The 24,350-nt window shown below is 29.3% G+C and carries 29 protein-coding genes and 1 CRISPR repeat array; all 29 genes read left to right on the top strand.

Annotated elements, in window-relative coordinates; all coding sequences use genetic code 11:
• Positions 1 to 3: 3 nt before the first annotated feature.
• The 29 genes from KGF38_RS15565 (at position 4) to KGF38_RS15430 (ending at position 24,341) form a co-directional block, all read left to right on the top strand.
• Positions 4 to 900 carry a DnaD domain protein gene (locus tag KGF38_RS15565; protein WP_227832516.1) on the top strand — a complete coding sequence of 299 codons (897 nt, stop codon included), beginning with the start codon at positions 4 to 6 and terminating at the stop codon, positions 898 to 900.
• A 19-nt stretch (positions 901 to 919) separates the two neighbouring features.
• Positions 920 to 1,339 (top strand): single-stranded DNA-binding protein, encoded by a 420-nt coding sequence (locus tag KGF38_RS15560; protein ID WP_227832515.1) that lies wholly within the window; start codon positions 920 to 922, stop codon positions 1,337 to 1,339.
• Positions 1,340 to 1,368: 29 nt separating this feature from the next.
• Positions 1,369 to 1,731 carry a hypothetical protein gene (locus KGF38_RS15555; RefSeq protein ID WP_227832514.1) on the top strand — a complete coding sequence of 121 codons (363 nt, stop codon included), beginning with the start codon at positions 1,369 to 1,371 and terminating at the stop codon, positions 1,729 to 1,731.
• Positions 1,731 to 1,862, top strand: coding sequence for a hypothetical protein (locus KGF38_RS20435; protein WP_255646256.1), 132 nt, complete (start codon positions 1,731 to 1,733; stop codon positions 1,860 to 1,862). The genes KGF38_RS15555 and KGF38_RS20435 overlap by 1 nt, the downstream gene beginning before the upstream one ends.
• Entirely contained in the window at positions 1,849 to 2,310 is a 462-nt protein-coding gene (locus KGF38_RS15550) for a YopX family protein (RefSeq protein ID WP_227832513.1), read from the top strand. Before KGF38_RS20435 ends, KGF38_RS15550 begins: the two co-directional genes overlap by 14 nt.
• Before the next feature lie 279 nt (positions 2,311 to 2,589).
• Positions 2,590 to 2,784, top strand: coding sequence for a hypothetical protein (locus KGF38_RS15545; RefSeq protein ID WP_021426507.1), 195 nt, complete (start codon positions 2,590 to 2,592; stop codon positions 2,782 to 2,784).
• A gap of 30 nt (positions 2,785 to 2,814) precedes the next feature.
• A complete protein-coding gene (locus KGF38_RS15540) occupies positions 2,815 to 3,231 on the top strand; it encodes a DUF1064 domain-containing protein (protein ID WP_021426506.1) in 417 nt (138 codons plus the stop codon).
• Positions 3,232 to 3,249: 18 nt separating this feature from the next.
• Entirely contained in the window at positions 3,250 to 3,750 is a 501-nt protein-coding gene (locus KGF38_RS15535) for a hypothetical protein (RefSeq protein WP_227832512.1), read from the top strand.
• Positions 3,751 to 4,170: 420 nt separating this feature from the next.
• A complete protein-coding gene (locus tag KGF38_RS15530; RefSeq protein WP_021386663.1) occupies positions 4,171 to 4,377 on the top strand; it encodes a helix-turn-helix domain-containing protein in 207 nt (68 codons plus the stop codon).
• A gap of 426 nt (positions 4,378 to 4,803) precedes the next feature.
• A complete protein-coding gene (locus tag KGF38_RS15525) occupies positions 4,804 to 5,232 on the top strand; it encodes a terminase small subunit (RefSeq protein ID WP_227832511.1) in 429 nt (142 codons plus the stop codon).
• A complete protein-coding gene (locus KGF38_RS15520; protein ID WP_413926764.1) occupies positions 5,222 to 6,463 on the top strand; it encodes a PBSX family phage terminase large subunit in 1,242 nt (413 codons plus the stop codon). Before KGF38_RS15525 ends, KGF38_RS15520 begins: the two co-directional genes overlap by 11 nt.
• Entirely contained in the window at positions 6,456 to 7,928 is a 1,473-nt protein-coding gene (locus KGF38_RS15515; RefSeq protein WP_413926763.1) for a phage portal protein, read from the top strand. Before KGF38_RS15520 ends, KGF38_RS15515 begins: the two co-directional genes overlap by 8 nt.
• Positions 7,918 to 9,453, top strand: a complete 1,536-nt coding sequence (locus KGF38_RS15510; protein WP_227832509.1) for a minor capsid protein — start codon at positions 7,918 to 7,920, stop codon at positions 9,451 to 9,453. Before KGF38_RS15515 ends, KGF38_RS15510 begins: the two co-directional genes overlap by 11 nt.
• 1 nt (position 9,454) lies before the next feature.
• Positions 9,455 to 9,703 carry a hypothetical protein gene (locus KGF38_RS15505; protein ID WP_227832508.1) on the top strand — a complete coding sequence of 83 codons (249 nt, stop codon included), beginning with the start codon at positions 9,455 to 9,457 and terminating at the stop codon, positions 9,701 to 9,703.
• A 68-nt stretch (positions 9,704 to 9,771) separates the two neighbouring features.
• Positions 9,772 to 10,308 (top strand): phage scaffolding protein, encoded by a 537-nt coding sequence (locus KGF38_RS15500; RefSeq protein WP_227832507.1) that lies wholly within the window; start codon positions 9,772 to 9,774, stop codon positions 10,306 to 10,308.
• A 19-nt stretch (positions 10,309 to 10,327) separates the two neighbouring features.
• Positions 10,328 to 11,398 carry a phage coat protein gene (locus KGF38_RS15495; protein ID WP_227832506.1) on the top strand — a complete coding sequence of 357 codons (1,071 nt, stop codon included), beginning with the start codon at positions 10,328 to 10,330 and terminating at the stop codon, positions 11,396 to 11,398.
• A gap of 5 nt (positions 11,399 to 11,403) precedes the next feature.
• Positions 11,404 to 11,805 carry a hypothetical protein gene (locus KGF38_RS15490; RefSeq protein ID WP_227832505.1) on the top strand — a complete coding sequence of 134 codons (402 nt, stop codon included), beginning with the start codon at positions 11,404 to 11,406 and terminating at the stop codon, positions 11,803 to 11,805.
• Positions 11,799 to 12,146, top strand: a complete 348-nt coding sequence (locus KGF38_RS15485; RefSeq protein WP_168346847.1) for a hypothetical protein — start codon at positions 11,799 to 11,801, stop codon at positions 12,144 to 12,146. Before KGF38_RS15490 ends, KGF38_RS15485 begins: the two co-directional genes overlap by 7 nt.
• On the top strand, positions 12,146 to 12,571 hold the full coding sequence (locus KGF38_RS15480) for an HK97 gp10 family phage protein (RefSeq protein ID WP_169469027.1): 426 nt from the start codon (positions 12,146 to 12,148) through the stop codon (positions 12,569 to 12,571). Before KGF38_RS15485 ends, KGF38_RS15480 begins: the two co-directional genes overlap by 1 nt.
• Positions 12,564 to 13,001 carry a DUF6838 family protein gene (locus tag KGF38_RS15475; RefSeq protein ID WP_169469029.1) on the top strand — a complete coding sequence of 146 codons (438 nt, stop codon included), beginning with the start codon at positions 12,564 to 12,566 and terminating at the stop codon, positions 12,999 to 13,001. The genes KGF38_RS15480 and KGF38_RS15475 overlap by 8 nt, the downstream gene beginning before the upstream one ends.
• The gene (locus tag KGF38_RS15470; protein ID WP_407815314.1) at positions 12,985 to 13,170 is read left to right on the top strand and encodes a hypothetical protein; all 186 of its coding nucleotides are present in this window, start codon (positions 12,985 to 12,987) and stop codon (positions 13,168 to 13,170) included. The genes KGF38_RS15475 and KGF38_RS15470 overlap by 17 nt, the downstream gene beginning before the upstream one ends.
• Positions 13,171 to 14,481 carry a phage tail sheath family protein gene (locus tag KGF38_RS15465; protein WP_169469031.1) on the top strand — a complete coding sequence of 437 codons (1,311 nt, stop codon included), beginning with the start codon at positions 13,171 to 13,173 and terminating at the stop codon, positions 14,479 to 14,481.
• A gap of 19 nt (positions 14,482 to 14,500) precedes the next feature.
• Positions 14,501 to 14,971, top strand: coding sequence for a phage tail tube protein (locus tag KGF38_RS15460; RefSeq protein ID WP_009896643.1), 471 nt, complete (start codon positions 14,501 to 14,503; stop codon positions 14,969 to 14,971).
• 68 nt (positions 14,972 to 15,039) lie between these two features.
• Positions 15,040 to 15,480, top strand: a complete 441-nt coding sequence (locus KGF38_RS15455; RefSeq protein ID WP_169469033.1) for a phage tail assembly chaperone — start codon at positions 15,040 to 15,042, stop codon at positions 15,478 to 15,480.
• A gap of 842 nt (positions 15,481 to 16,322) precedes the next feature.
• Positions 16,323 to 16,484, top strand: coding sequence for a type I toxin-antitoxin system toxin (locus KGF38_RS15450; protein WP_169469039.1), 162 nt, complete (start codon positions 16,323 to 16,325; stop codon positions 16,482 to 16,484).
• A 401-nt stretch (positions 16,485 to 16,885) separates the two neighbouring features.
• Positions 16,886 to 18,352: a CRISPR direct-repeat array (repeat unit 29 nt; unit sequence ATTTTATATTAACTAAGTGGTATGTAAAG).
• Positions 18,353 to 18,544: 192 nt separating this feature from the next.
• Positions 18,545 to 19,318 (top strand): SHOCT domain-containing protein, encoded by a 774-nt coding sequence (locus KGF38_RS15445; RefSeq protein ID WP_169469041.1) that lies wholly within the window; start codon positions 18,545 to 18,547, stop codon positions 19,316 to 19,318.
• Between the two features lie 66 nt (positions 19,319 to 19,384).
• Positions 19,385 to 21,673, top strand: coding sequence for a tape measure protein (locus tag KGF38_RS15440; protein ID WP_227832504.1), 2,289 nt, complete (start codon positions 19,385 to 19,387; stop codon positions 21,671 to 21,673).
• Between the two features lie 15 nt (positions 21,674 to 21,688).
• Positions 21,689 to 22,378, top strand: coding sequence for a LysM peptidoglycan-binding domain-containing protein (locus tag KGF38_RS15435; RefSeq protein ID WP_070440995.1), 690 nt, complete (start codon positions 21,689 to 21,691; stop codon positions 22,376 to 22,378).
• Positions 22,371 to 24,341, top strand: a complete 1,971-nt coding sequence (locus KGF38_RS15430; protein ID WP_227832503.1) for an NlpC/P60 family protein — start codon at positions 22,371 to 22,373, stop codon at positions 24,339 to 24,341. Before KGF38_RS15435 ends, KGF38_RS15430 begins: the two co-directional genes overlap by 8 nt.
• The last annotated feature ends 9 nt before the right edge of the window (positions 24,342 to 24,350 follow it).

Genomic DNA, 24,350 nt, shown 5'->3' with positions numbered 1-24,350 from the left:
TTCTTGAAGGACAGAGACAAAATAACTATAGAAAAAGGAAATATACTAAGTGATGGATATGGTCTTTCACCACAATTAGTAGCTAGAGACTCATGGCTAACAACAGGAGCAAGAGCTTTATATTTTTATCTAAGTAGTTTTGCAGGGGCAAGTGGAACATGCTATCCATCAAGAGATATTATGACTCATGAACTTGGTATAAATAAAGATACTTTTAGTAAATATCTAAATGAACTAAAGATGAGTGGCTATATAAAAGTATATAAAAATAAAACTAGAGAAGGAAGAATGCAAAATAACATATATGAAGTAGTGTTTGATAGAAGTTATATAGAAAATCATATATCCATTAGATGCAAGAAAGAAAATAAAAAAAAACCATGTCCGAAAAAAGCAGACATGGAACCATGTCCGAATTTACCGGACATGGTTCAACCGGACATGGAAAAGTCGGACACTATAAGTAACAGTATTATAAATAACAGTCTTAAAAGTAGTATGTATATAGAGCAAGCTGTGGATAACTCTTTAAAAGAATTTAAGAAGCTATATGAAGAAAACATAGGAGTAGTATATCCAGTTACAGCAGAATGGTTATTAGAAGTATATAATGAAGTAGATGTAAAAGTATTTAAAAGAGCTATAGAAATATGTGCTGAAAGAATGAGTATGAATTTATCATATTTAAAAGGCATTCTTAAAAAGTGGAAAGATGCAAACATAACTACATATGAGCAATTAGAATTATATAAATTACAACATAAAAATAAAAAATCAAGAAAATCCAGTAATCAAACAAATAAAAATAAGTTTGCTAATTTTGAACAAACATTTACTCAATATAGTAACAAAGAACTAGATGAAATTATAAAGAAAAGCCAAAAGGCTAAATTTAAATAATAATAGTGGAGGTATTAAAATGAATCAAGTTGTATTAGTTGGGAGATTAACTAGAGACCCAGAGCTAAAATACATACCAGGAACAGGCACAGCAGTAGCATCATTTACAATAGCTGTAGACAGAAATTATATAAATAAAGATGGGAAAAGGGATACTGACTTTATACCAATAGAGGTAATAGGTAAATCAGCTGAATACTGTGCAAATTACATAACAAAAGGGAAGCTAGTAGCATTAGAAGGAAATATAAGAGTTGATAATTATCAAACTCAATCAGGAGAAAAGAGAACATTTACAAAAGTAAGTACAAAATCAGTACAGTCATTAGAAAGTAAGAGTAAATCAAATAATTCATATAAAGAGAGTGTACAAGATGGAACGATTGGGTTAGACCCTCAAGGATTTGAAATTATAGATGATGATGAGTTACCATTTTAATCTAAAAAATTAAATACGAGGTGAAATAAATGTTTAAAGTAGAAAGGTATTTTAGTGGCTCAGTAGTGGACAACCTTATTGAAGATGACCTTACATGTAGAAACTACTTAGCATTATATTGTTGCTTGTTAGGTATTACAAAAAATGGAAAAAGAGTATATCCTAAGCCAGAAAAAATGTTAGCTGAGTTTGGAGTGAAGAAGGATAGAAAAATAAAAAAAGAGTTACCAGTAAGAATTAGAAATGTTAATACAGGAGAAGTAAAGGAATTTGAGTCTATAGATGGTGCAGCCTGTTTTTTAAGATTAAAACATCAAGCAGTTTACCAAACAATTAAAAAGAAGAGTAAAACTAGAAGTGGATGGAAAGCTGAATATGTTGAGGAGGAATAATGGAAGTTTCAAGAATAGAATACACAATTAAAAGAGCAAAAGAATTATACAATGATGGCGAGGAAATATTAGTTGCTATAGATAGGGCTAGAGAAGAATATGAGGAGATGGTTAAAAATGAGTTTGATTAAATATAGAGGTTATGATTTTGAAAACAGGAAATGGATTTATTCAGAAACAATACTTAATGGTGAAGGTATTGGTGTAGAGTATTTTTATATGTTACCATTCGGAGCAGTTATAGACAAGATTACAGATTGGAAATGTGTTTGCAATATAGGAATCTTTACTGAAAGATGGACAAGAAATAAAGAAATTTATGATGGAGATATATTAAAAGAATCATATAATCATAAAAAATATGGAATTGTAAAAAAAGAAGATTATAGTCTTGAATTCTATATTGAATGGCATCATTTAGAGTGTCTTGGTGGTGAATTTATAGAGCTTTTAGGTAATTCAGAATTAAGACATGGCAGAGACTATATAGTAATTGGGAATGTACATGAGAACATAGAGGAAGTCAGAAAAGAATTTTTGAAAGACAAGGAGAAATTGCAAAATGAATGTATTCGCTAGTTTAATACTTATAGTAGGAAGTTTTATAGCTGGTAGGGTTTATGAGTATAGATTGAATCTAAAAGAGTGCGAAAACTGTGAGAATAAGTATCATGAAAAATAAGAAAGAAGTGGTTTTATGAATAAAAGGGTAATTTGCAATTGGTGTGGTAAGTTATTTTACATTCCAAAAGAGTCTAAAAGAATTTACTGTTGTAAAAAATGCGAGAAAAAGGCTAATAAAAGCAATAGAGGGCATCAAAATTAATTTTAAATCAATAAAACTATGGAGGAATAGCAATGAATAAGTTTCAAAAAGCAGTTTCTCAAATGGTAAAGCAAGAGGAAAAAGAGAATTTATGGCAAGGATACGAAAATTGTAGGGTAGGTAGAAGTATACCAAGTTCAATAAGAATATATGTAAAAGGATTTAAAAGGTTTGGATATAGTGTACATGAGGTTTATAACTTTATAAATGATATTAATAAGTATTAGTAATTTTTAAGAGATAAAGGAATTATTTAATTGAGTAAATACAATAATAAGAAAATTATAATAGATGGAATTAAATTTGATAGCAAAGATGAATCAGAATATTATCTATATTTAAAAGAAAAGAAAGAAAATGGGGAAATAAAAGATTTTGGACTTCAACAAAAGTTTGAATTACAGCCTAAATTTAAGAAGGATGGAAAGAACTATAGGGCTATTACATATACAGTTGATTTTGCCATATATAAATGGGATGGTGAAGTTGTTTATATAGATGTGAAAGGATACAGCACACAGCAAGGTGAACTTAGAAAAAAGCTTTTTGATTACAAATATCAAGATAAAAAATTGATATGGATTGCTAAGAGTAAAAAATATGGAGTAGATGGTTGGATAGAATATAGTGAACTTAAGAAAAAGAGAAAAGAAAATAAGAAAAAGGTAGCTTAAGTAAATAGGGGTGATGTTATGGCAAGTAAAGTTAAAAAGGAGTTTTTTATGGCAACTAAAAAGCACCTTGAGAACTACAAACAATTACATATTAATATTGAAAGTCTAAAACTTCAAATAAAAAATCTTAAAGAGTGCCATTTAGGTGATTTTATGCAAGGTTTAAGCTATGACAGCATTCCTATAAGTAAGACTAATTCAATAAGTAATCAAGTTGAAAATGAGTTAATTATTCTTGAAGAAAAGATAATAGAAAAACAGATAGAACTATATGAAATGGAAGCACTAAAATATACAATAGATGTATCCATAAACAATTTAAAACCTATACACAAACAAATTATAAGGTATAGGTATATTGAAGGCTTAGAATGGAGTTTAATAGTTGATAAAGTATACTTAGAAGAAAGACAATTAAGGGAAAGAGCTAATCAAGCTATTAGTTCAATATCAATAGCTTTATTTGGTAAAAAAGCACTAATAGAGCAAGAACCATTATTTAAGATGTTAGATTTATAGGCAGTTAATAACTGTCTATTTTTTTGTGAAAAAGATGTATGGAAATTATTGACAATATCACGTATACGTGATATAATTAAAGTATAGAAAGGAGGTGAAAAGAAAGTGGCTAAGAAAATAAAAGAGTTCAGAAAACTCATAAAAGAATTAACTGAACTCGTACTCGAAGTTGGCACACTATTAGCAGTCATCAAAATGGTAATAGATAGCCTACATTAGTAAAACGTTAAGAGTGGAAGTTGCACCTTCCCTCTTAACTAAATTATAAAACATAGTCACTGAAAATACAATGAATAAGTACAGAGAGTTAACATTTGAATTATTGAAATTACTGTATGATACTATTAAATTGATTGGAGCATTAATCCTGTTATATTATGTTATTAACTCAATTTTATAGTAATGATTAAGGGGGATTTTATGAATCGATTTGAGGGCATTTATAGCTTTGCAGAAGCAACAAAATTATGGAACTTGAAAGACTCTACACTTAGAAAAGCAGTTGCAACAGGAAAATTAGTTGAAAATATTGACTGTAAAAAGTTTGGTCGTGATTGGGTAGTAACTATTGAAGCAATGGAAAGAGAATATGGGAAATTAGATAGTATAATGAAAGACCTAGATTAAATTCTAGGTCTTTTAATTGCCGTTTTTCTGCCGATTTTATAATTTAAAATATGAGATAATAGTATTGTGGAAATGAATATTTCCCTCTCAAAACTAAATATATATTAGGCTAGGTTAAGGGATTCACCTAGCTTATATGAACAGACTAGGCAGGGCATGAGGATGTTGTAAGTTCGATTCTTACTATGTTCAAACTTATTAATACACTATATGTAGATATGTTGGATTAAGTCTGAATTTAATTCAAATGTCTAAAAGAGTGGGGCTTGGTAACCTCACTCAATTTGCAAGGACTGGTGTGTAATCTTAGGTTCGATTCCTAAAACTTGCTCCCTTAAATATAATATGTATCCCCTAAAAATAAGACTTTAGATTAATTTTAAAGTCTTATTTTTTTATTTATAAAGCAAATAAAGAGGTGGTGGTATGGCAAATTTGACTGAGAAACAAAAAAGATTTTGTGACTATTATATTGAAACTGGTAATGCTACAGAAGCAGCAGTAAAAGCAGGTTATTCTGAAAAGACGGCTAAGGTAATAGGTGCTGAGAACTTAACAAAACCATACTTAAAAAGTTACATTGATGAAAGAATAGGTCAACTTGATTCAAACAGGATAGCAGACGCAAAAGAGGTTATGGAGTATTTAACTAAGATAGTAAGAAATGAAGCAAAAGAGGAAGTGGTTTTGGTTTCTGATAATGGAGTTGAAAGAGTTAAAAAAGATGTAAGTATAAAAGATAGGAATAAGGCTGCTGAGCTTCTAGGTAAGAGGTACAGGTTATTCACTGATAAAATAGAAGTTGAAGGAGCTATTCCTATAGTTATAGTTGGAGATGATGAAATTGAAGATTAAGAAAGTGAATATAGCAAAGTTAGTAGGCAAAGGATATAAAGATTATTGGAGATTTAAGGGTCGTTATAGAGTCTGTAAAGGTTCAAGAGCTTCTAAAAAATCAAAGACAACAGCTTTATATTATATTACTAAGTTAATGCAACACCCTCAAGCTAATTTATTAGTTGTAAGGAAAGTATTTGGAACGTTAAGAGATAGTTGCTATAAAGAACTTAAGTGGGCTATACATCAGTTAGGAGTAGATAGTTATTGGGATAGTACTACAAATCCACTTGAAATTACATACATTCCCACTGGCCAAAAGATATATTTTAGAGGATTTGATGACCCACTCAAAATTACCTCTATTACTGTTGATGTTGGAGTACTTTGCTGGTGTTGGATTGAAGAAGCTTATGAGATAACAGATGAAAATAGCTTTAATATGTTAGATGAAAGTATAAGGGGGAAAGTTCCAAGTGGATTATTCAAACAAATAACAATGACCTTTAATCCTTGGAATGAGCATCATTGGATTAAGCGAAGATTTTTTGATACAAAGGATAAAGATATACTTTCAAAAACAACTAATTATCTTTGTAATGAATTTTTAGATGATGCAGATAAGAAAGTATTTGAAAATATGAAAAAGAACAATCCAAGACGTTATAAGGTAGCAGGGCTTGGTGATTGGGGTATTGTTGATGGATTAGTATATGAAAACTGGGAAGAGAGAGAATTTAATATAGACACTCTTATAGAGCAGAATATCAAATCAGCTTTTGGGATGGACTTTGGTTATACTAACGACCCTTCAACTTTATTTTGTGGTTTAGTGGATGAAGTTTCAAAAGAGATTTATGTATTTGATGAAATATATAAATATGGTATGTCTAATGAGAAACTTTATAGAGAAGTTAGTAGAAAGGGATATTCTAAAGAACATATAACAGCAGATTCAGCTTCTCCAAAAGACATTGACCATCTGAGAGAGTTAGGGTTAAGAAATATAAAAGGTTCAAGAAAAGGAAAAGACAGTGTAAATAATGGTATTCAATATATACAAGATTACAAGATTATAATACATCCTAAATGTGTAAATTTTCTAACTGAAATAAGTAATTATACTTGGGATAAAGATAAATTCGGAAATAAGATTAATAAACCTATAGATGATTTTAACCATTTAATGGATGCTATGAGGTATGCACTAGAAGATTTCATAAAAGGAGAGGTGTTTAGTTTTGATTAATCTTTTAAGAAAGGGGGTAGCTAAACTGAGTAATATTTTAAATAAACCACTCATACAATCAGCAAACAATTTAAAATATATAGAGTATGAAATAAATAAATGGAAAACATTAAACACCAGAAAAGAACAGTTACAAGGCGATAGGTATTATAAAGGTGAGCACGATATTTTAAGACGGAAACGTACTGTTATTGGAGAAGGTGGAAAGTTGACAGAAGTTGAAAATCTACCAAATAATAAAATAGTAGATAATAAATATGCTAATTTAGTAGACCAAAAGGTTAATTATTTGCTAGGGAAACCACTTACTTTTCAAACTAAAAATGAAATATATAATTCTTTATTAAAGGATATATTTAATAAGAAGTTTCTTAGAACCTTTAAAAATCTTTGTGAAGATTCTCTAAATGGTGGTATATCATGGTTACACCCATACTATAATGAAGATGGTAAACTAAGTTTCAAAAGGTTTCCATCATATGAAGTATTACCTTTTTGGAAAGATTCAGAGCATACAATATTAGATTTTGCAGTTAGGTTGTATGAAGTAAAGGCATATAGTGGAGCAAATGAAAAGATAATTGAGAAGGTGGAAGTATATTCAAAAGAAGGTATAAAGAGATATATTTTACAAGGTATGACTCTAATAGCTGATTCAGAAATTCCATACTCTTCTTATTTAGTAGTTGAAACTGATGATATTCATGAGGAACTTAATTGGGATAGGATACCACTAATACCATTTAAGTACAATAATAAAGAGATACCACTTATTAAGAGAGTTAAGAGTTTACAAGATGGTATAAACATAATGTTATCTGATTTTGAAAATAACATGCAAGAAGATGCTAGAAATACAATCTTGGTCCTTCAAAATTATGATGGTCAAAACTTAGGAGAGTTTAGGAAAAACTTAGCACAATATGGAGCTGTTAAGGTCCGTACTGTGGATGGTGCAGTTGGAGATTTAAAAACACTAGAGATAAAAGTAAATTCTGATAACTATAAATCTATATTAGAAGTATTCAAAAAAGCACTAATTGAAAATGGAAGAGGATACGATGCTAAAGATGATAGGATGAATGGAAATCCTAATCAAATGAATATACAAAGTATGTATAGTGATATAGATTTAGATGCTAATGGAATGGAAACTGAGTTTCAAGCTTCTTTTGAAGAGATACTTTGGTTTGTAAATATGCACATTTTAAATACTGGACAAGGAAATTATGAAAATGAAGAAGTAGAGATAATATTTAATAGAGATATATTAATAAATGAAACAGAAAGTATTACTAATTGTAAAAATTCAGTTGGGTTATTATCAGATGAAACTATTATATCTCAACATCCTTGGACAGTAGATGTTAAGCAGGAATTAGAAAAGATGAAAAAACAAGAAGAGGCTCATAAAGAATATAATGATTTAATTCCTAATAATAGTGGTGTTATAGATGAAACATAAAGATTATTGGAGAAAGAGATTTGAAAAATTAGAAGAAGCTCAGAATAATAAAAGTGTAAAATATTATCTTGAATTAGAAAAACAATACAAATTAGCTATGAATAGTATAGAAAAAGATATATTATCATGGTATAACAGATTTGCTGAAAATGAAGGTATTTCTTTATTAGAAGCTAAGAAGCTACTTAACACAAGAGAATTAGAAGAATTTAAGTGGAATGTAGAAGAGTATATTAAATATGGTAAAGAAAATGCTATAAATCAGAAATGGATGAAAGAGTTAGAAAATGCTAGTGCTAGAGTTCATATAACTAGACTTGAAGCTTTAAAGTTACAAATACAACAACAAGTAGAAGTCCTTTATGGAAATGAACTTGATAGTATTGATAAAATAATGAGAGATATTTATACAAGTGGATATTATCATACAGCTTTTAATGTTCAACAAGGTATTGATGTTGAATGGAGTTTAATGGGTCTTGATGCTAACAGAATAAATAAAGTTATCTCTAAACCATGGGCAACAGATGGATTAAACTTTAGTGAAAGGATTTGGGGAAAGCATAGACCAGCTTTAATCAATGAGTTACACACTAAATTAACTCAATCAATTATTAGAGGTGAGAATCCTAAAAAATTAGTCAATGGCTTTGCTAAAAGATTTAATGTATCCAAATCCCAATCTAAGAATTTAATAATGACTGAATCAGCTTTCTTTGCATCTGCAAGTAGAAAAGATTGTTTCAACGATTTAGATGTAGAAAAATATGAGATAGTTGCCACACTAGATTTAAGAACCTCAAATATATGTAGAGAATTAGATGGTAAAGTATTTGATATGAAAGACTATCAAGTTGGAATAACAGCTCCGCCATTTCACCCAAGGTGTCGTACAACAACAGCTCCATTTTTTAGTGATGAAGAAGGTTATAGAGCTGCAAGAGGAGAAGATGGTAAAACTTATTATGTGCCATCTAGTATGAAGTATAATGAGTGGTATAAGAAACATATTGAGGAAGTACTTGGAAAAGAAAAAGCTGATACTCTTAGAAAAATGCAACTAAATGAGAGTAAAGATAGAAAACAATTTGAAGAATATAAAAAGGTATTAGGAAATGAAATACCTTCTAAATTTGATGAATATCAACATATGAAGTATAATGATACTACAAGGTATGAGGAAGCTAAAAAGCTTTATAAAGATGTAAATTGGCAAGTTAAAAATCAGAGAAATTTAACTAGTGGAAGTGTTCATTCAGTGCCATTTGAATCAAAACCAAATAGTGTATTTGATAATTACAAAGATGGTAAATTAATTCAAAGAAGATACTATGGTAATACAGGAAAACCTAGATTAGATTTAGATTTAACTGACCATAGAAATCCAAAGCAACATAAAATTGTACCTCATAAGCATGATTGGTTAGCTGATGAAGATAACCATGATAATGTAAAAAGAGAGAAGGATATGGAACTTACAAAAGCTCATAAAATAGCTAACAAAGATATTTTGAAAGGAGAATAAAATGGATAATAAATTTAAGAATTTACAACATTTAATTAATTCTATTGATTTAGGATTAGATATAGAATTCGACTTATATAGTAAACCATATAATATATCTATTGGAGATGATGATACAAGATTTATTACTCTTTGTCCTAATGGAGATACAAAGTATTATAAAAATGGTAAAGATATGGTTGATAATTACAATATTGATGGTAAATTACTAAAGGATTTATGGAAAGATATACAGATAGTAAATATGTAAAAGCACTTACTTAAATGATAAATTGGTAGGTGCTTTTATTATGCGAAAAATGAAAGGAGACATTTAAAATGGATTGGCTAAAAGAACTATTGGAAGGAATAAAGATAGAGAATAACAAGGTCGATATAACATCTTTACAAAAGTCTATAGAGAAGAAAATAAAAGAGACTACAGTTACTAAAGATGACTATGAGAATCTTAAAACTCAACTAAATGCAGCTAATAAAACTGTTGAAGGTTTTAATGGAGTTATGACAAAGGAAGAAGTAGAAGAGTTAAAAATAACTTATGAAACTAAAATAAAACAGATAAGGAGGGATTCTATTGATGAAAGATTACTAACAGAAAGTAGAGCAAGAAATAGAAAAGCAACAAAGGCATTACTTGAAAATATTGAGGAAGAAGATGATGAAAAATATGAGTCTTTAAGATTAGCACAGATTAAGAAACTGCAAGAAAGTGAAGAGAGTAGGTTTTTATTTGAAGAAGTTCAAGAAACAAAAGTAAATTTTAAAGGAGTAAATCCCGCAGAAAGCAATCCAGCTATAGAAAAAGCACCAAAAGATTTTACTTATGAAGATTGGTGTAATCAATTAGAAAATTAAAGAAAAGAGGTAAATAAATATGGCAAACACAAAATTTGATGCAAAATCATTTAATGCAGAAGCATTTGGAAAGTATATGGAGTCAGCTCCAGCACTAAAGAGAAATGAATTATTAAAATCAAGAGCTTTAAAATCAAATTCAGAAATTAGAAACTTATTTAGTAGTCAAACAACCACTTCATATGGAAGAATACCTATGTATGGAAATTTAGAAGGAGATGTACTGAATTATGATGGTATGACTGATATAACAGCAGATACTACTGTTACATATGAACGTGGAGTAGTAGTAATTGGTAGAGCTAAAGCATGGATGGAGAAAGACTTTAGTCAAGATATAACAGCAGGTGTAGACTTTATGGCTAATGTGAGAAATAAAGTAGCTTCATTCTGGGAAGATGTTGACCAAGACACATTATTATCAGTATTAAAAGGTATATTCTCAATGATAGGAACTGAAAATAAGAAGTTTGTTGACACTCATACATCAGATATAACTAAAAATGGTGATGGAAAAGTCTCAGCAGAAAGTTTAAATACAACTATACAAAAAGCCTGTGGAGATAATAAAAATAAATTTAGTTTAGCTATAATGCACAGTAGTGTGGCTACCAATTTGGAAAATTTAAATCTATTAACTTATCTAAAATATACTGATGAACAAGGAATACAAAGAGACTTAGGATTAGCTACATGGAATGGCAGAACTGTATTGATTGATGATAGCATGCCACTAGAAGATGTTGCAGAAAGTACAAGTGGTGCAGGTGATGGATATACAAAATATACTACTTATATATTAGGCGATGGTGCATTTGATTATGAAGATATAGGAGCAAAAGTTCCATATGAAATGGATAGAGACCCTAAAACAAATGGTGGTCAAGATACTTTATATACTAGACAAAGAAAAGTATTTGCACCTTGTGGTATTTCATATGAAAAGAAAAAACAAGTTTCATTATCTCCAACAAAATCAGAACTTGAAGATGGCTCAAACTGGACTTTAGTAAATGACGGAGCATCAACTAAAGCAAAATATATAGACCATAAATCAATTGCAATAGCTCAGATAATATCAAAAGGTTAAATCCTATGGAAAATAATATAATTGATGATATAGAAAAAAGACTTGAAAGCTTTGAATATACATTAAAAGATGGAGATAAGTGGTTAATAAATTTTGTAAAAGAAAAGATAGAGAATATAATTAAACTTGATTGTAACATAAAGACTATACCAATTGAGTTAAAAGAAATTGAAGTAGATATGATAATTGGAGAATTTCTATTTAATAAAAAAAATATGGATCAATTAGATATAGAAAGTCTCAATTTTGAAGTTGTAGAAAAGTCTATATCAGAAGGTGATACAAAGATAGACTTTGCTATAGGAAGTGGCTCACAAACACCCGAACAACGATTTGATAGTCTTATAGTATACCTTACTACTTATGGTAAAGATAAAATATTAACTTTTAGGTGTTTAAGATGGTAAGCAAATCAAGGAAAGCAATAGAACTGTTATATAGAGACAAATGTACTATAGTTGAGTATCAGCCAATTAAAGACCCTGTAACAAAACGAACTAATAATAAAGAAGTAGTTGTATTAGAAAGTCAACCTTGTAAGCTTTCATATAAAAATATTGCATCAGCTACAGATGGAAAAGTAGCTAAGCTAGAGCAAACTATTAAACTCTTTATATCTCCGGATATAAAAATTAAAGCAGGTTCAAAACTTATTATAAATGATAAAGAGTATGTAAGAAGTGGAGAATCTGCTATATACCCTAATCATCAAGAATTAATATTAGAATTACTTAAGGATAAAGCTTAATGGCTAGATGGGGCAGTGTTGATTTTAGAGAGTTTAAAAGAGTTTGTAAAAGGATGGAGAAGCTTACAAAGATTGATTTAGATAAGTTTTGTAAAGATGCAGCAAGAGAATTAGCAGCAAGACTCTTAGGTAAAGTAATTAGAAGAACGCCAGTAGATACAGGATTCTTACGACAAGGATGGAATGGAGTAGCTTATGCTAGGTCACTTCCTGTGTACAAAAGTGGGAATAATTACATTATAGAGGTTGTTAATCCAACTGAGTATGCAAGTTATGTAAATTTCGGGCATAGAACTAAAGATGGAAAAGGTTGGGTAAAAGGACAACATTTCTTAACTATTTCAGAGATGGAACTACAAAGTCAAGTTGATAAGATTATAGAGAAAAAGTTATTAATATTACTTAAAGGAGTGTTTGATGCTTAATAATATTATAGATGGAATATCCGTTAAATTAGATGGGACATTTGGAGAAAAATATACAATTTATAGTGAAAATGTGGAACAAGGTATAAATGAACCTTGTTTTTTTATTGTTCCTTTAAATCCAAGCAAGATACCATATCCAAGTGGCAGGACATTAAATAAGAACTCATTTGATGTACATTATTTTCCAAAAAGTAATGATAAATCATTTGAGATAAATGAGATAGCTGAAATGTTGTTGGAGGAATTAGAGTATATAGAAATTGATGGAGATTTAGTAAGAGGTACGAATATGAACTTTGAAATTATAGATAATGTACTACATTTCTTTGTTGATTATAACTATTTCACTATAAAAAGTAATGATACAGAAAAAATGAATGGAGTTGAATTGTTTGGCGGTCTAAAGAGAGGTGATAATTTTGAGTAAAACATTAAGTAAAGAAGATAGCTACAAGTTCACTAAGGAACAGATAGTTAATTCTAAGAAGTATATAAGTAGAAAAGATTTATTAAATGCAATTTTAAAAGAAAATGAGTTATATTCTTTTTCAGAAGTGGATGATAGAATAAATAAATTTATGAAAGGAGTGAGTTAGATGGCTTTAGGTGGAGGAACATTCGTAACACAAAATAAAATACTTCCAGGCACTTATATAAATTTTATCTCAGCTAAGAGGGCAACAAGTTCTCTTAGTGATAGAGGGATTGTTGCAATGCCAATTGAACTTGATTGGGGTATTGATGAAGAAGTATTTCAAGTAAGTAGTGATGATTTTGAAAAGTATTCAGCGAAGTATTTTGGATATGATTACACTCATGAGAAGTTAAAAGGTCTTAGAGATTTATTTAAAAATATAAGATTAGGTTATTTTTATAAATTAAATAAAGGAGTTAAAGCTAGTTGCAGTATTGCTACAGCTAGATGCAGTGGTATAAGAGGTAATGACTTAAAAGTAATAGTTACAACAAATGTTGATGATAATACTAAATTTGATGTTGTAACTTTGCTAGATAATAAGAAAGTAGATACACAAATAGCTAAAGTTATTACAGATTTAATTGACAATGACTATGTTAGTTGGAAAAAGGATGCAACACTAGAAGCAAGTGCAGGACTTGTATTTACTGGTGGGACTAATGGAGAAGCAGTTACAGGGACAGAATACCAAGATTTCTTAGATAAAATAGAAAGCTACTCATTTAATGCTTTAGGATGCTTGGCAACAGCAACAGAGATTAAAAGTTTGTTTGTAGAATTTACAAAAAGAATGAGAGATAAGGTAGGAGCTAAGTTTCAAACTGTATTATATAAGAAAAGTGATTCAGATTACGAAGGTGTAGTATCTGTAGAAAATAAAATAAAAGATGCTGGACTATTAGAGTCTAGTTTAATTTATTGGACTACTGGAGCTATAGCTGGATGCGATATAAATAAATCTAATACAAATAAGCGATACGATGGTGAGTTTGATATTGATGTTAATTACACACAAATACAACTTGAGGAATCGCTAAAGAGTGGTAAATTTATATTCCATAAAGTTGGAGATGAAGTCCATGTATTAGAGGATATAAATACTTTTGTTAGTTTTACAGATGATAAGAATGATGATTTCTCAAGTAATCAAAGTGTTAGAGTATTAGACCAAATTGCTAATGATATAGCGATTTTATTTAATGATAAATATCTTGGCAAAGTTCCTAACGATAAGGCAGGAAGAATAAGTTTCTGGAATGATGTTGTTAAGCATCACAAAGAATTAGAAAATATTAGAGCAATAGAAGATTTTAAAACTGATGATGTCAGTGTAGAGCTTGGAAATGATAAGAAAACGGTAATAGTATCTGATGGTGTTAAAGTAATTAATGCTATGAGTAAGCTTTATATGACTGTTTCAGTAAGCTAGAAAGGAGAGTGTTAAGTTTATGTTTCAACAAATAAAAGCAAGAGATACAATAAGTGCATCTAAAGCGGAATGTTATGTTACTATTGAAGGTAAAAGATATAACTTTATGCAAGCTATTAATTTAGAAGCTAAAATGGAGAAAAATAAAAGTGAAGTTCCTATCTTAGGAAGCACTACAAAAGGAAATAAAAGTACTGGAAGCAAGTACACAGGAAGTGCAACATTTCACTATAATACTTCTATATTTAGAGAGCTTCTTTATAGATATAAAGAGACTGGTGAGGATATTTACTTTGATATACAGGTGACTAATGAAGACCCAACAAGTTCAGCTGGGCGTCAAACTATAATACTTAAAGACTGCAACATGGATAGTGGAATTATAGTTAAATTTGATGCTGATGGTGAGTATCTTGATGAAGATATGGACTTTACATGCGAGGATTGGGAATTAGTTGAAAAGTTCAACATAATAAATGGAATGGAGTAGAATACACATTTATAAATTATAGATGTGTATTTTTTTATGAAAAACTAAAATAAAAGGAGAATTAAGATATGAGTAATTTAAGTGCTTTTTTAGCTCAAAATGCTATAAAGATTGACAATGTAAAATATGTAGCAAGTGATAGATTCTTAGATGAGAATGGGAAACCAGTTGAATGGGAATTAAGAGTACTATCTTCTGAGGAAGATGAAGTATTAAGAAGAGATTGTACTAAAAGGGTGAAAGTGATTGGTAACAATGGTAAGCATACTGGTCAATACACTAGCGAAATTGACTATAACAGTTATGTAGCTGAATTATGTGTAGCATCTACTGTATTTCCCGATTTGAAAGATGTTGAGTTACAAAATTCTTATGGAGTAATGGGAGAAACTCAGTTATTAAAGACAATGCTTACAGCAGGTGAGTATGTAAATTACACTGTAAAAGTGAATGAGGTTAATGGATTTGATACAACATTTGAGGATAAAGTGGAAGAAGCAAAAAACTAATTAGGGGTGGCGATTTCGATGCTAGTATTACTCATTACTGTATTCAAAAATTAAAGTGGAAACCTAGTGAATACTTGAATTTAGAAGTTAATGAGAGAGCATTAGCAGCTGCCTCAATACTTGTCAAGATAGAGGATGAAGAAGAAGCTATGAAAGAAGCTGAAAGAGAGAAAAAGAGAGGTAGAAGAAGGTAGAAAAATATAAAATAAATGTATAATAGGTAAAATATGTAAGAGTTTTGTATGTTATAATAATTGTAGCAAGGAAAATAATAATTGAAAAGTGCTAAGAGTGGCTATTTCCATATTTAAACGCCAAATTCCATAACGGAAGGAGGTGGAACAATATGGTGATAAATTTTTTATTGAGTATACTAGCTGGTGTTATATCAGCTTTCATGTATGATAAAATAAAAAACCACTCAAACGCCAATAAGAGTGGTTTAAAAAAGTAATTCTTTAAATCGATTTTGATGGAAATAGCTACTCTTGTATAAAGTAAATTATTATTTCCTTGCTTTTATTATACCACAAATTAGAAAAAATATTACCTATAATATTTTTTTATAGTCAATAAAAAGATGAAATTTTTTATAAACAATGATAATGAATCTAAATTAATGAATAAATTTAATTGTAAAAATTGTAAATAAGAAAGTACTTACTTAAATGGTAGGTGCTTTTGTTTTGCCAAATCTTACTTAGTTAAAGAAATATATAATAGGTAAAATATGTAAGCATTATATGTTATAATAATTTTAGCAAGAAGATGTAATCTACAATTTATAGAGTGGAGTTCATACTAGGATAAAACCTACTTCCTAATGAAAGGAGGTGGGAAGTATGAATAACTTTTTACTTAATGTAATAGCTGGCGTTATTGCTAGTTTAATATTTTGCTTAATTTGTAAAGTATTTACGCAAGTAAAAAGCCACTCAACTCGCGGCAAGAGTAAAAGTGGCTGGGAATTTGATTTTAAAATCAAGTTCCACAAATTTAAATAATTACTAATTGTTTAAATTATGAACTTCACTCTACTGTCAAATAGATTGTAGTTCTTCTTGTTTTTATTATACCACAAACTGGCATATATATTCAAAAATAATATTTTTTATAAGTAATGAAAACTAAATAGATAATATAGTAACGAATTACAAATATGTAGGTACTCTTAAATTGATAAATTATTCCATTTTATTTAATTTTATAGTTTGAATTTTATGATATAATAAAAATATAGAAATTTTGCAGTGAGCGATATTCGTGATAAAGTAGGCTTTAACAGTTGCAATGTAAGGCATTGAGAGTGTATGATAGGTGTTATCAATTGCACTACTCATGGTTCACTGCAAATTTGAGAGAGTTGTATATGTGTAAGTATTGAAAATACTAAGTTTATTTTGGGATTTTATATTAACTAAGTGGTATGTAAAGACACTTTCAGAAAAATTAAACATTATTTTGAAGTAGATTTTATATTAACTAAGTGGTATGTAAAGTCTCATCACAACAGAATAAATATAATATATAAGCATATTTTATATTAACTAAGTGGTATGTAAAGTAGATTTAGTCATATATTTAAAAACTTCATAATAAGATTTTATATTAACTAAGTGGTATGTAAAGAAAATATAAAAGTGAAAAAAAGAAAAAATTAAAAGAATTTTATATTAACTAAGTGGTATGTAAAGGATTATATGATGGTAAACATGCTATGCAAGGTAGAGAAATTTTATATTAACTAAGTGGTATGTAAAGTACATTTACTACATTTTACAATATTACAAAAAAATAATTTTATATTAACTAAGTGGTATGTAAAGTCAAAAAACTACTTTTTTATTATAAACTTTAGACATATTTTATATTAACTAAGTGGTATGTAAAGGAGTCATCTTTCCAATCTTCTTTATAAATAACTTTACATTTTATATTAACTAAGTGGTATGTAAAGCAACTAATTCCATCAAATAAACTTAATACATTCATTTATTTTATATTAACTAAGTGGTATGTAAAGAAGGGTAAAAAAGTAACAAATGTACCGATAAGATTTAATTTTATATTAACTAAGTGGTATGTAAAGTTGATAAATCTTTCGCTAGCTTTCCAAAAATACACGTATTTTATATTAACTAAGTGGTATGTAAAGTTATTAGTTGTAGTTAAAGATAACGAAAAATCTTGTATTTTATATTAACTAAGTGGTATGTAAAGTAGCCAAAAACTACGAATTTGAACTAAAATACGAGGAATTTTATATTAACTAAGTGGTATGTAAAGTAAAATTTATTTAATCTTTATTAAAAATCAATCGATATTTTATATTAACTAAGTGGTATGTAAAGACAGTTTTATAGTTTCCAATTTCATAATCATATTTTCATTTTATATTAACTAAGTGGTATGTAAAGATTTTCGTCTGACAATAATACGTTTCAAGAACTTTAATTTTATATTAACTAAGTGGTATGTAAAGCAAAATAAGCATAAAAATAGACCTTTCCAAAATGTTATTTTATATTAACTAAGTGGTATGTAAAGCAAAGTATATACCTCCCTCATAAAAAGACTAAGTTTATTTTATATTAACTAAGTGGTATGTAAAGTTAAAAAATCTGAATATGTAAAAGAGATAGCAGAAAATTTTATATTAACTAAGTGGTATGTAAAGAGTCTTAACATATACAAATAAAATCCTGCACAAAACATTTTATATTAACTAAGTGGTATGTAAAGCAGATAATAAGAAAGAACTAAGTATATATAATCTAGATTTTATATTAACTAAGTGGTATGTAAAGAAATGCTTGTAATGAAGCACAAGAGATTTTATCAGTATTTTATATTAACAATGTGGTATGTAAAGTCGTTTATCATTGCTAGCCTAGCATTCGTACTGGTCAATTTTATATTAACTATGTGGACTTAAAATTAAAAATAATCAAAAAACACTTACTCAGGTAGGTGTTTTTTGATTGAAAGAAGGTGATTATAATGTAAAAATTTTACTAATATAGTATAATAATCCTATAAATTCATTATAATAAAGGGGGATATTATGGGATTATTTAGTGGAAATGAAAGTTGTTGTATATGTGGAGAAAAAGGTAAACAAAAAATATCTGATGGTGTAATATGTTCTGAATGTTTAAAAAAATATAAAGATACATTTTCTATAGTCGAACCAACAGATGTAATTAAAAAAATATCTTCTGAGGAAATAAAAAAATCAATAAGATTAACACTTGAAAATAAAAAAAGATTTGAATCTTTTAACGCAAGTAAAAAAGTAGGAATTTATTTATTAGTAGATGAAAATAAAAAACAATTAATTATATCTGATAAAATAAGCAATTTAAATAAGAATAAGAGAGTATATGACTTTAGGGATATTATTTCATTTGAACTTTTAGAAGATGATGAATCTATAATTAAAAGTGGATTAGGTGGTGCTATTGGAGGAGGTCTTTTATTTGGCGAAACAGGAGCTATAGCTGGAAGTATATTAGGAAAGAAAAAAATAAAAACTTATGTAAATAGTTTAAAGATAAAAATTACAATTAATAATATAAAGAATTCTACAAAGTATATATATTTAATTAATTCTAAAATTTCTACAAATTCAAGTTTATATAAAGAATCTTATAATTATGCCCAAGAGATTTTATCAACTTTGTCTATAATAACAAGTTTTAAGAGTATAGAAGATAAAAAAGAGTCTATATCTAGTTCTACAGCTGATGAAATATTAAAATATAAGAATTTGTTAAATATGGAAGCTATTACACAAGAAGAATTTGATGCTAAGAAAAAAGAATTGCTAAATTTATAATATATAAGCACTTACTTAAAAATAAGTAAGTGCTTATATTATGTTAAAAAAGAAAGGAGGTTAAAAATGGCAACTATACAAACATCTATCCGAATTTTCGACGGAATGACACCTGCTTTTAGGCACATGACTAATGCTATGAATATTGTATTAAGTTCATTCGAGCAATTACAAAGAACATCTAGCAATGCTATAGATGCTAATAGTATTAGAACAGCTAGAGAAGAACTAGCACGTGCAGAAGCTGGGTTTGATAGATTAGAACAACAAATAAGAGAAGCTGATGGGCAACAGCGAAGACTTAATGAGGATATAAATAAGGGTGCAAGTTCTACAGATAGATTAGTTGGAAGTGCAAAGAAGTTAGCAGCAACTTATTTAGGTATAAGAACATTAGGAGGTCTAGGAAATTTAAGCGACCAGATGACAAGTACTAATGCGAGATTGAACATGATAAATGATGGTCAACTCTCAGATGGAGGGTTAAATAAGATGATTTTCCAATCTGCTGAAAGGTCTCGTGCATCTTACTTAGACACAGCACAGATAGTCTCAAGGATAGGTATGAATGCAGGAAGTGCATTTTCTAGTACTAGAGAAATTGTAAGTTTTGCTGAACAACTCAACAAAAAGTTCATAATTGCAGGAGCTAGTACCCAAGAAATGAGTTCGGCACTTTTGCAACTTACGCAGGGATTGGGTTCTGGCGTATTAAGAGGTGAGGAACTGAATGCTGTATTTGAGTCAGCACCTAATATTATCCGCTCGATTGCCGATTATCTTGATGTCGACATAGGAAAAATAAGAGGAATGGCATCAGAGGGAATGTTAACAGCAGATATTGTAAAAAACTCATTACTTTCAGCAGCAGAGCAGACCAATGCAGAATTTGAGAAGATGCCTTATACATTAGGTCAAATCTTTACTAGTGTAAAAAATAATGCAGTTATGATATTTGGAGCTATACAGAAGAAAATTGAGGATACAGTTTCAAGCAAAGGATTTAGAACTTTCATAACTGATGTTAAAGACTCATTATACGTACTTGGAGCAGTTGGTTTTAATGTATTTAGTGGATTTGTTAATTTACTGAGTAGTCCAGCTTTTCAAAGTTTTTCAAACACAATGATTGTTGGGATAAGTTTAATTTCACAAGCACTAGGCTGGATAGTAACACAAGCATTAAACCTTGCTAATATATTTGCACAAAATTGGAGTATAATAGGTCCAATTATAGCAGGGGTTGTAGGGATTTTAGGTACTTATTTGATTGCATTAGGAAGTATATGGCTTTGGGAAACTTTATGCAAAGTATCAAAAAATGCCTTAGCAATTGCTTCTGCGATACATGCTTTAGCAGTACATGCAGAATTAACAGAAACTCAAATGGCTACAGTTGCTCAATGGGGTTTAAATGCAGCTATTTTGGCGTGTCCGATTTTTTGGATAGTTGCAGGAATAATAGCTTTAGTAGTAGCTTTATTTGTAGGAGTAGCAATATTCAATCATTTTGCAAAAACAAGTATATCTGCGATAGGTGTTGTTGCAGGAGCAATATCAGTTGCAGCTGCTTTTATAGGAAACTTATTCATTGCAACAGGGAATTTAATGATAGACATTGTAGCTTTAATATATAATACTTTAGCAGGTTTTGCAGAGTTCTTTGCTAATTTTTTAGATGACCCAATTGGCTCTGTTATAAGAGCAGTATCTGGAATGGCTAATGCTGTATTAGGTATTATAAGAAGTATCGCAAGTGCATTTGATACAGTTTTTGGCTCAAATTTGGCAGATGCAGTAAGTGGATGGCAAGATACATTACAAGGTTGGACTGACAAAGTAGCAGGAGAAGCTAAGATAAAAGTTGAACGAATGGACCCTAATAAACTGCATTTTGACAGATTTAATTATGGAAAAGCTTGGGATGCAGGATATAAATGGGGAGATAAACTAGAAACTAATATAAAAGATAAATTCGATATTAGCAAAATAGCAGAAAAGGCAAAAAAAGATTTAGGATTAGACGACCTTTGGGACAAAAAATATGGTCTTGGCGATTCAATAGGTTCAGCGGGACTAAACTCTCCACTGAACGATGCAGCAAAAGGAGCAAAGGACACAGCAGGAAACACTGCAAAAATGGCAAAGACAATGGATAAAAGTCAAGAAGACCTTAAATATCTTAGAGACATTGCAGAGCAAGAAGTAATCAATAAATTTACAGGAGTCAACATTAAAATTGACATGAACAACACAAATAACATAAGTAAAGATGCAGATGTAGATGGAATAGTTAATGTACTAACTGAAAAATTAAATGACGCTATGGTTGTATCTGCTGAGGGAATAGTTTAGGAAGGAGGTGTTTAAATGGCTTATGATTTTTATTTGGATGGAGTACAATTACCAATTACACCTGGAAAATTAGAAGTAAAGATAATAAACAAAAATAAGACAGTTGATTTAATAAATGATGGAGAAGTAAACATATTAAAGACTCCTGGTCTATCTGAAATAAGTTTTGAAGCAGAATTTACACATAATAAATTACCTTTTTATCGTGGTCAATTTAAAGATGTTCAATTCTTTTTAAGTAAACTAGAACTATTAAAAACAGATTGTAAGCCATTCCAATTTATTGTGTCTCGACAGCTTGGGAATAAAGTACTATTTAACACTAATATGAAAGTATCCCTTGAAGAATATACAATCTTAGAAGACGCCGACAATGGCTCAGATACGAAAGTTTCTATTAAATTAAAACAATATAGAGATTATTCAACTAAAAAGTTAGTTCCTGCGACACCTAAAAGTGATAGTGGGAGACCAAACGTAAAAATAGAACCTAAGAGGGTCGATTCAGTCAATGCACCAAACACTAAAACATATACAGTTAAAAGTGGTGATTCTCTTTGGTCAATTTGTCAAAAACAACTTGGAAATGGTTCTTTATATAAAAAAGTATATGAGTTAAATAAATCTATGATGGATAAAGCTAACAAGGGTAAAAAAGTGCCTAAATATACTGTTTACAAGGGGCAGGTGTTGAGGCTTGGCTGATGAATTAGTATTAGCAAATGATAGAGATATAAGGTTAGTTATTGCCCACTTAGAAGATTTCTATGAACCAGTTGTTTTGGATGGAATCACATGGGAAATAGAAAGGCGAGGAATACCAAGTAAATTAGAATTTACAATAGTTATGGATAAGATATTAGAGTTTTGTGAGGGAAATTCTGTAAGATTATATTACAAGGGTGTAGGCATATTTTATGGATATATATTTCAGAAGAAAAGAGACAAAGAAAATCATATCAAGATAGTTGCTTATGACCAGCTAAGATATTTTAAGAATAAAGATACTTATGTATATAGTAATAAAACAGCAAGTGAACTTGTAAAGATGTTGGCTAAGGATTTTAATTTAAAATACAATGTCATAGAAGATACAAAATATAAAATATCTAGAGTTGAAGAAAATAAAACACTCTTTGATATGATTTTAACTGTACTTGATGATACTCTAAGAGAGAAAAAGGAAATGTATGTACTCTATGATGATTTTGGAAGATTAACATTAAAGAATGTTGCTTCTATGAAACTTGATACGGTTATGAACAATGATGTAATTGAGGACTTTGACTACAATTCTTCTATTGATAGTGATACTTATACAAAAATTAAACTTGTGAGAGACAACGAGGAGTCAGGTAAAAGAGATGTTTATATTGCACAAGATTCTACGCATATGAGAAGTTGGGGAATACTTCAAATGTTTGATACAGTAGACAAGAACATGAGTGAAGCAGAAATAAAACAAAAATGTGATATACTTTTAAAACTATATAATAAGAAAACTAAGTCGCTAAGTTTAAAAAACGCAATTGGAGATATTAGAGTAAGAGCAGGTTGTTTAGTACCTGTTTTTTTGTCGTTAGGAGATATTGAGTTACAAAATTATATGCTAGTTGAGAAAGTTAAGCATACATTTGAAAATAACAGTCATTTTATGGACCTAACTTTGGTTGATGGAGACGAATTTGCTTCTTATTCTTCAAGTTCCTACTCAAGCGGAAATAGTAATAATAAAAATGAGAAACAAAATGGCACTGCACAAAGCACTACAAGCAAAGAAGATACTGAAATGGCTAATAAAATTAATAAACTACTTAAAGGTAAATTATCAAATACAGGAAATATATTTGTTAAGTACTCAAATGCTTATAAAGTTAATCCAGCTTTAATGGCTGCAATATCAATGCACGAATCAGCTAGAGGCACTTCAAACATTGCAAATACTAAAAATAATTTCTTCGGAATGAGAATAGATGGAAAGTATTTGAGTTTTTCTAGTACTGATGAAGGAATAAAAAGAGGTATAAGTAATTTATCAAGAAACTATATCTATCAAGGTAGAAAAACATTAGAAAGTATCAGAAATAAGTATTCTTCAAGTTCAGACAAAGAATGGGTAAAATGTGTGAGTGCATTTTATAAACAAATAACAGGGAGTAATTACGATAATTCAAGTGGTACAGGAATTGGAAGTGATGAAGAAGCAGAAAAGAATTTAAAAGATACAACTTATCAAGTTCAAAATAATAGCACTGATAATACATCAACAAACAATAATAGTAAAGTAAGTAAAGTTATTCAAGAAGCAAAAAATCAGCTTGGCAAGCCATATGCTTGGGGTGGTAATGGTCCTAAAAGTTTTGATTGTAGTGGACTTATGATTTGGGCATTTAAGAGAGGTGCAGGAATAAATCTACCTAGAGTTTCAGCAGACCAATCAAAAGATAGTAGAGGAAAACTATTATGCAACATAAATGATGTAAAAGCTGGGGATTTAGTATTCTTTGCATACAATCAAGGAAAAGGAAAAGTACATCATGTTGGACTATGTATAGGAAATGACCAGTTCATACATTCACCAAAGACTGGTGATGTAGTCAAAATAAGTAGTTTAAGTGGTAGACAAAATAAGAATCATGATTTTGCAAGAGCTAGAAGATTCTTTTAAGTGAGGTGA

The sequence above is a fragment of the Clostridioides sp. ZZV14-6387 genome (genome assembly GCF_020657835.1).
Taxonomy (GTDB): Bacteria; Bacillota; Clostridia; order Peptostreptococcales; family Peptostreptococcaceae; genus Clostridioides; species Clostridioides difficile_A.
This window is presented reverse-complemented; position numbering and strand designations above follow the sequence as displayed.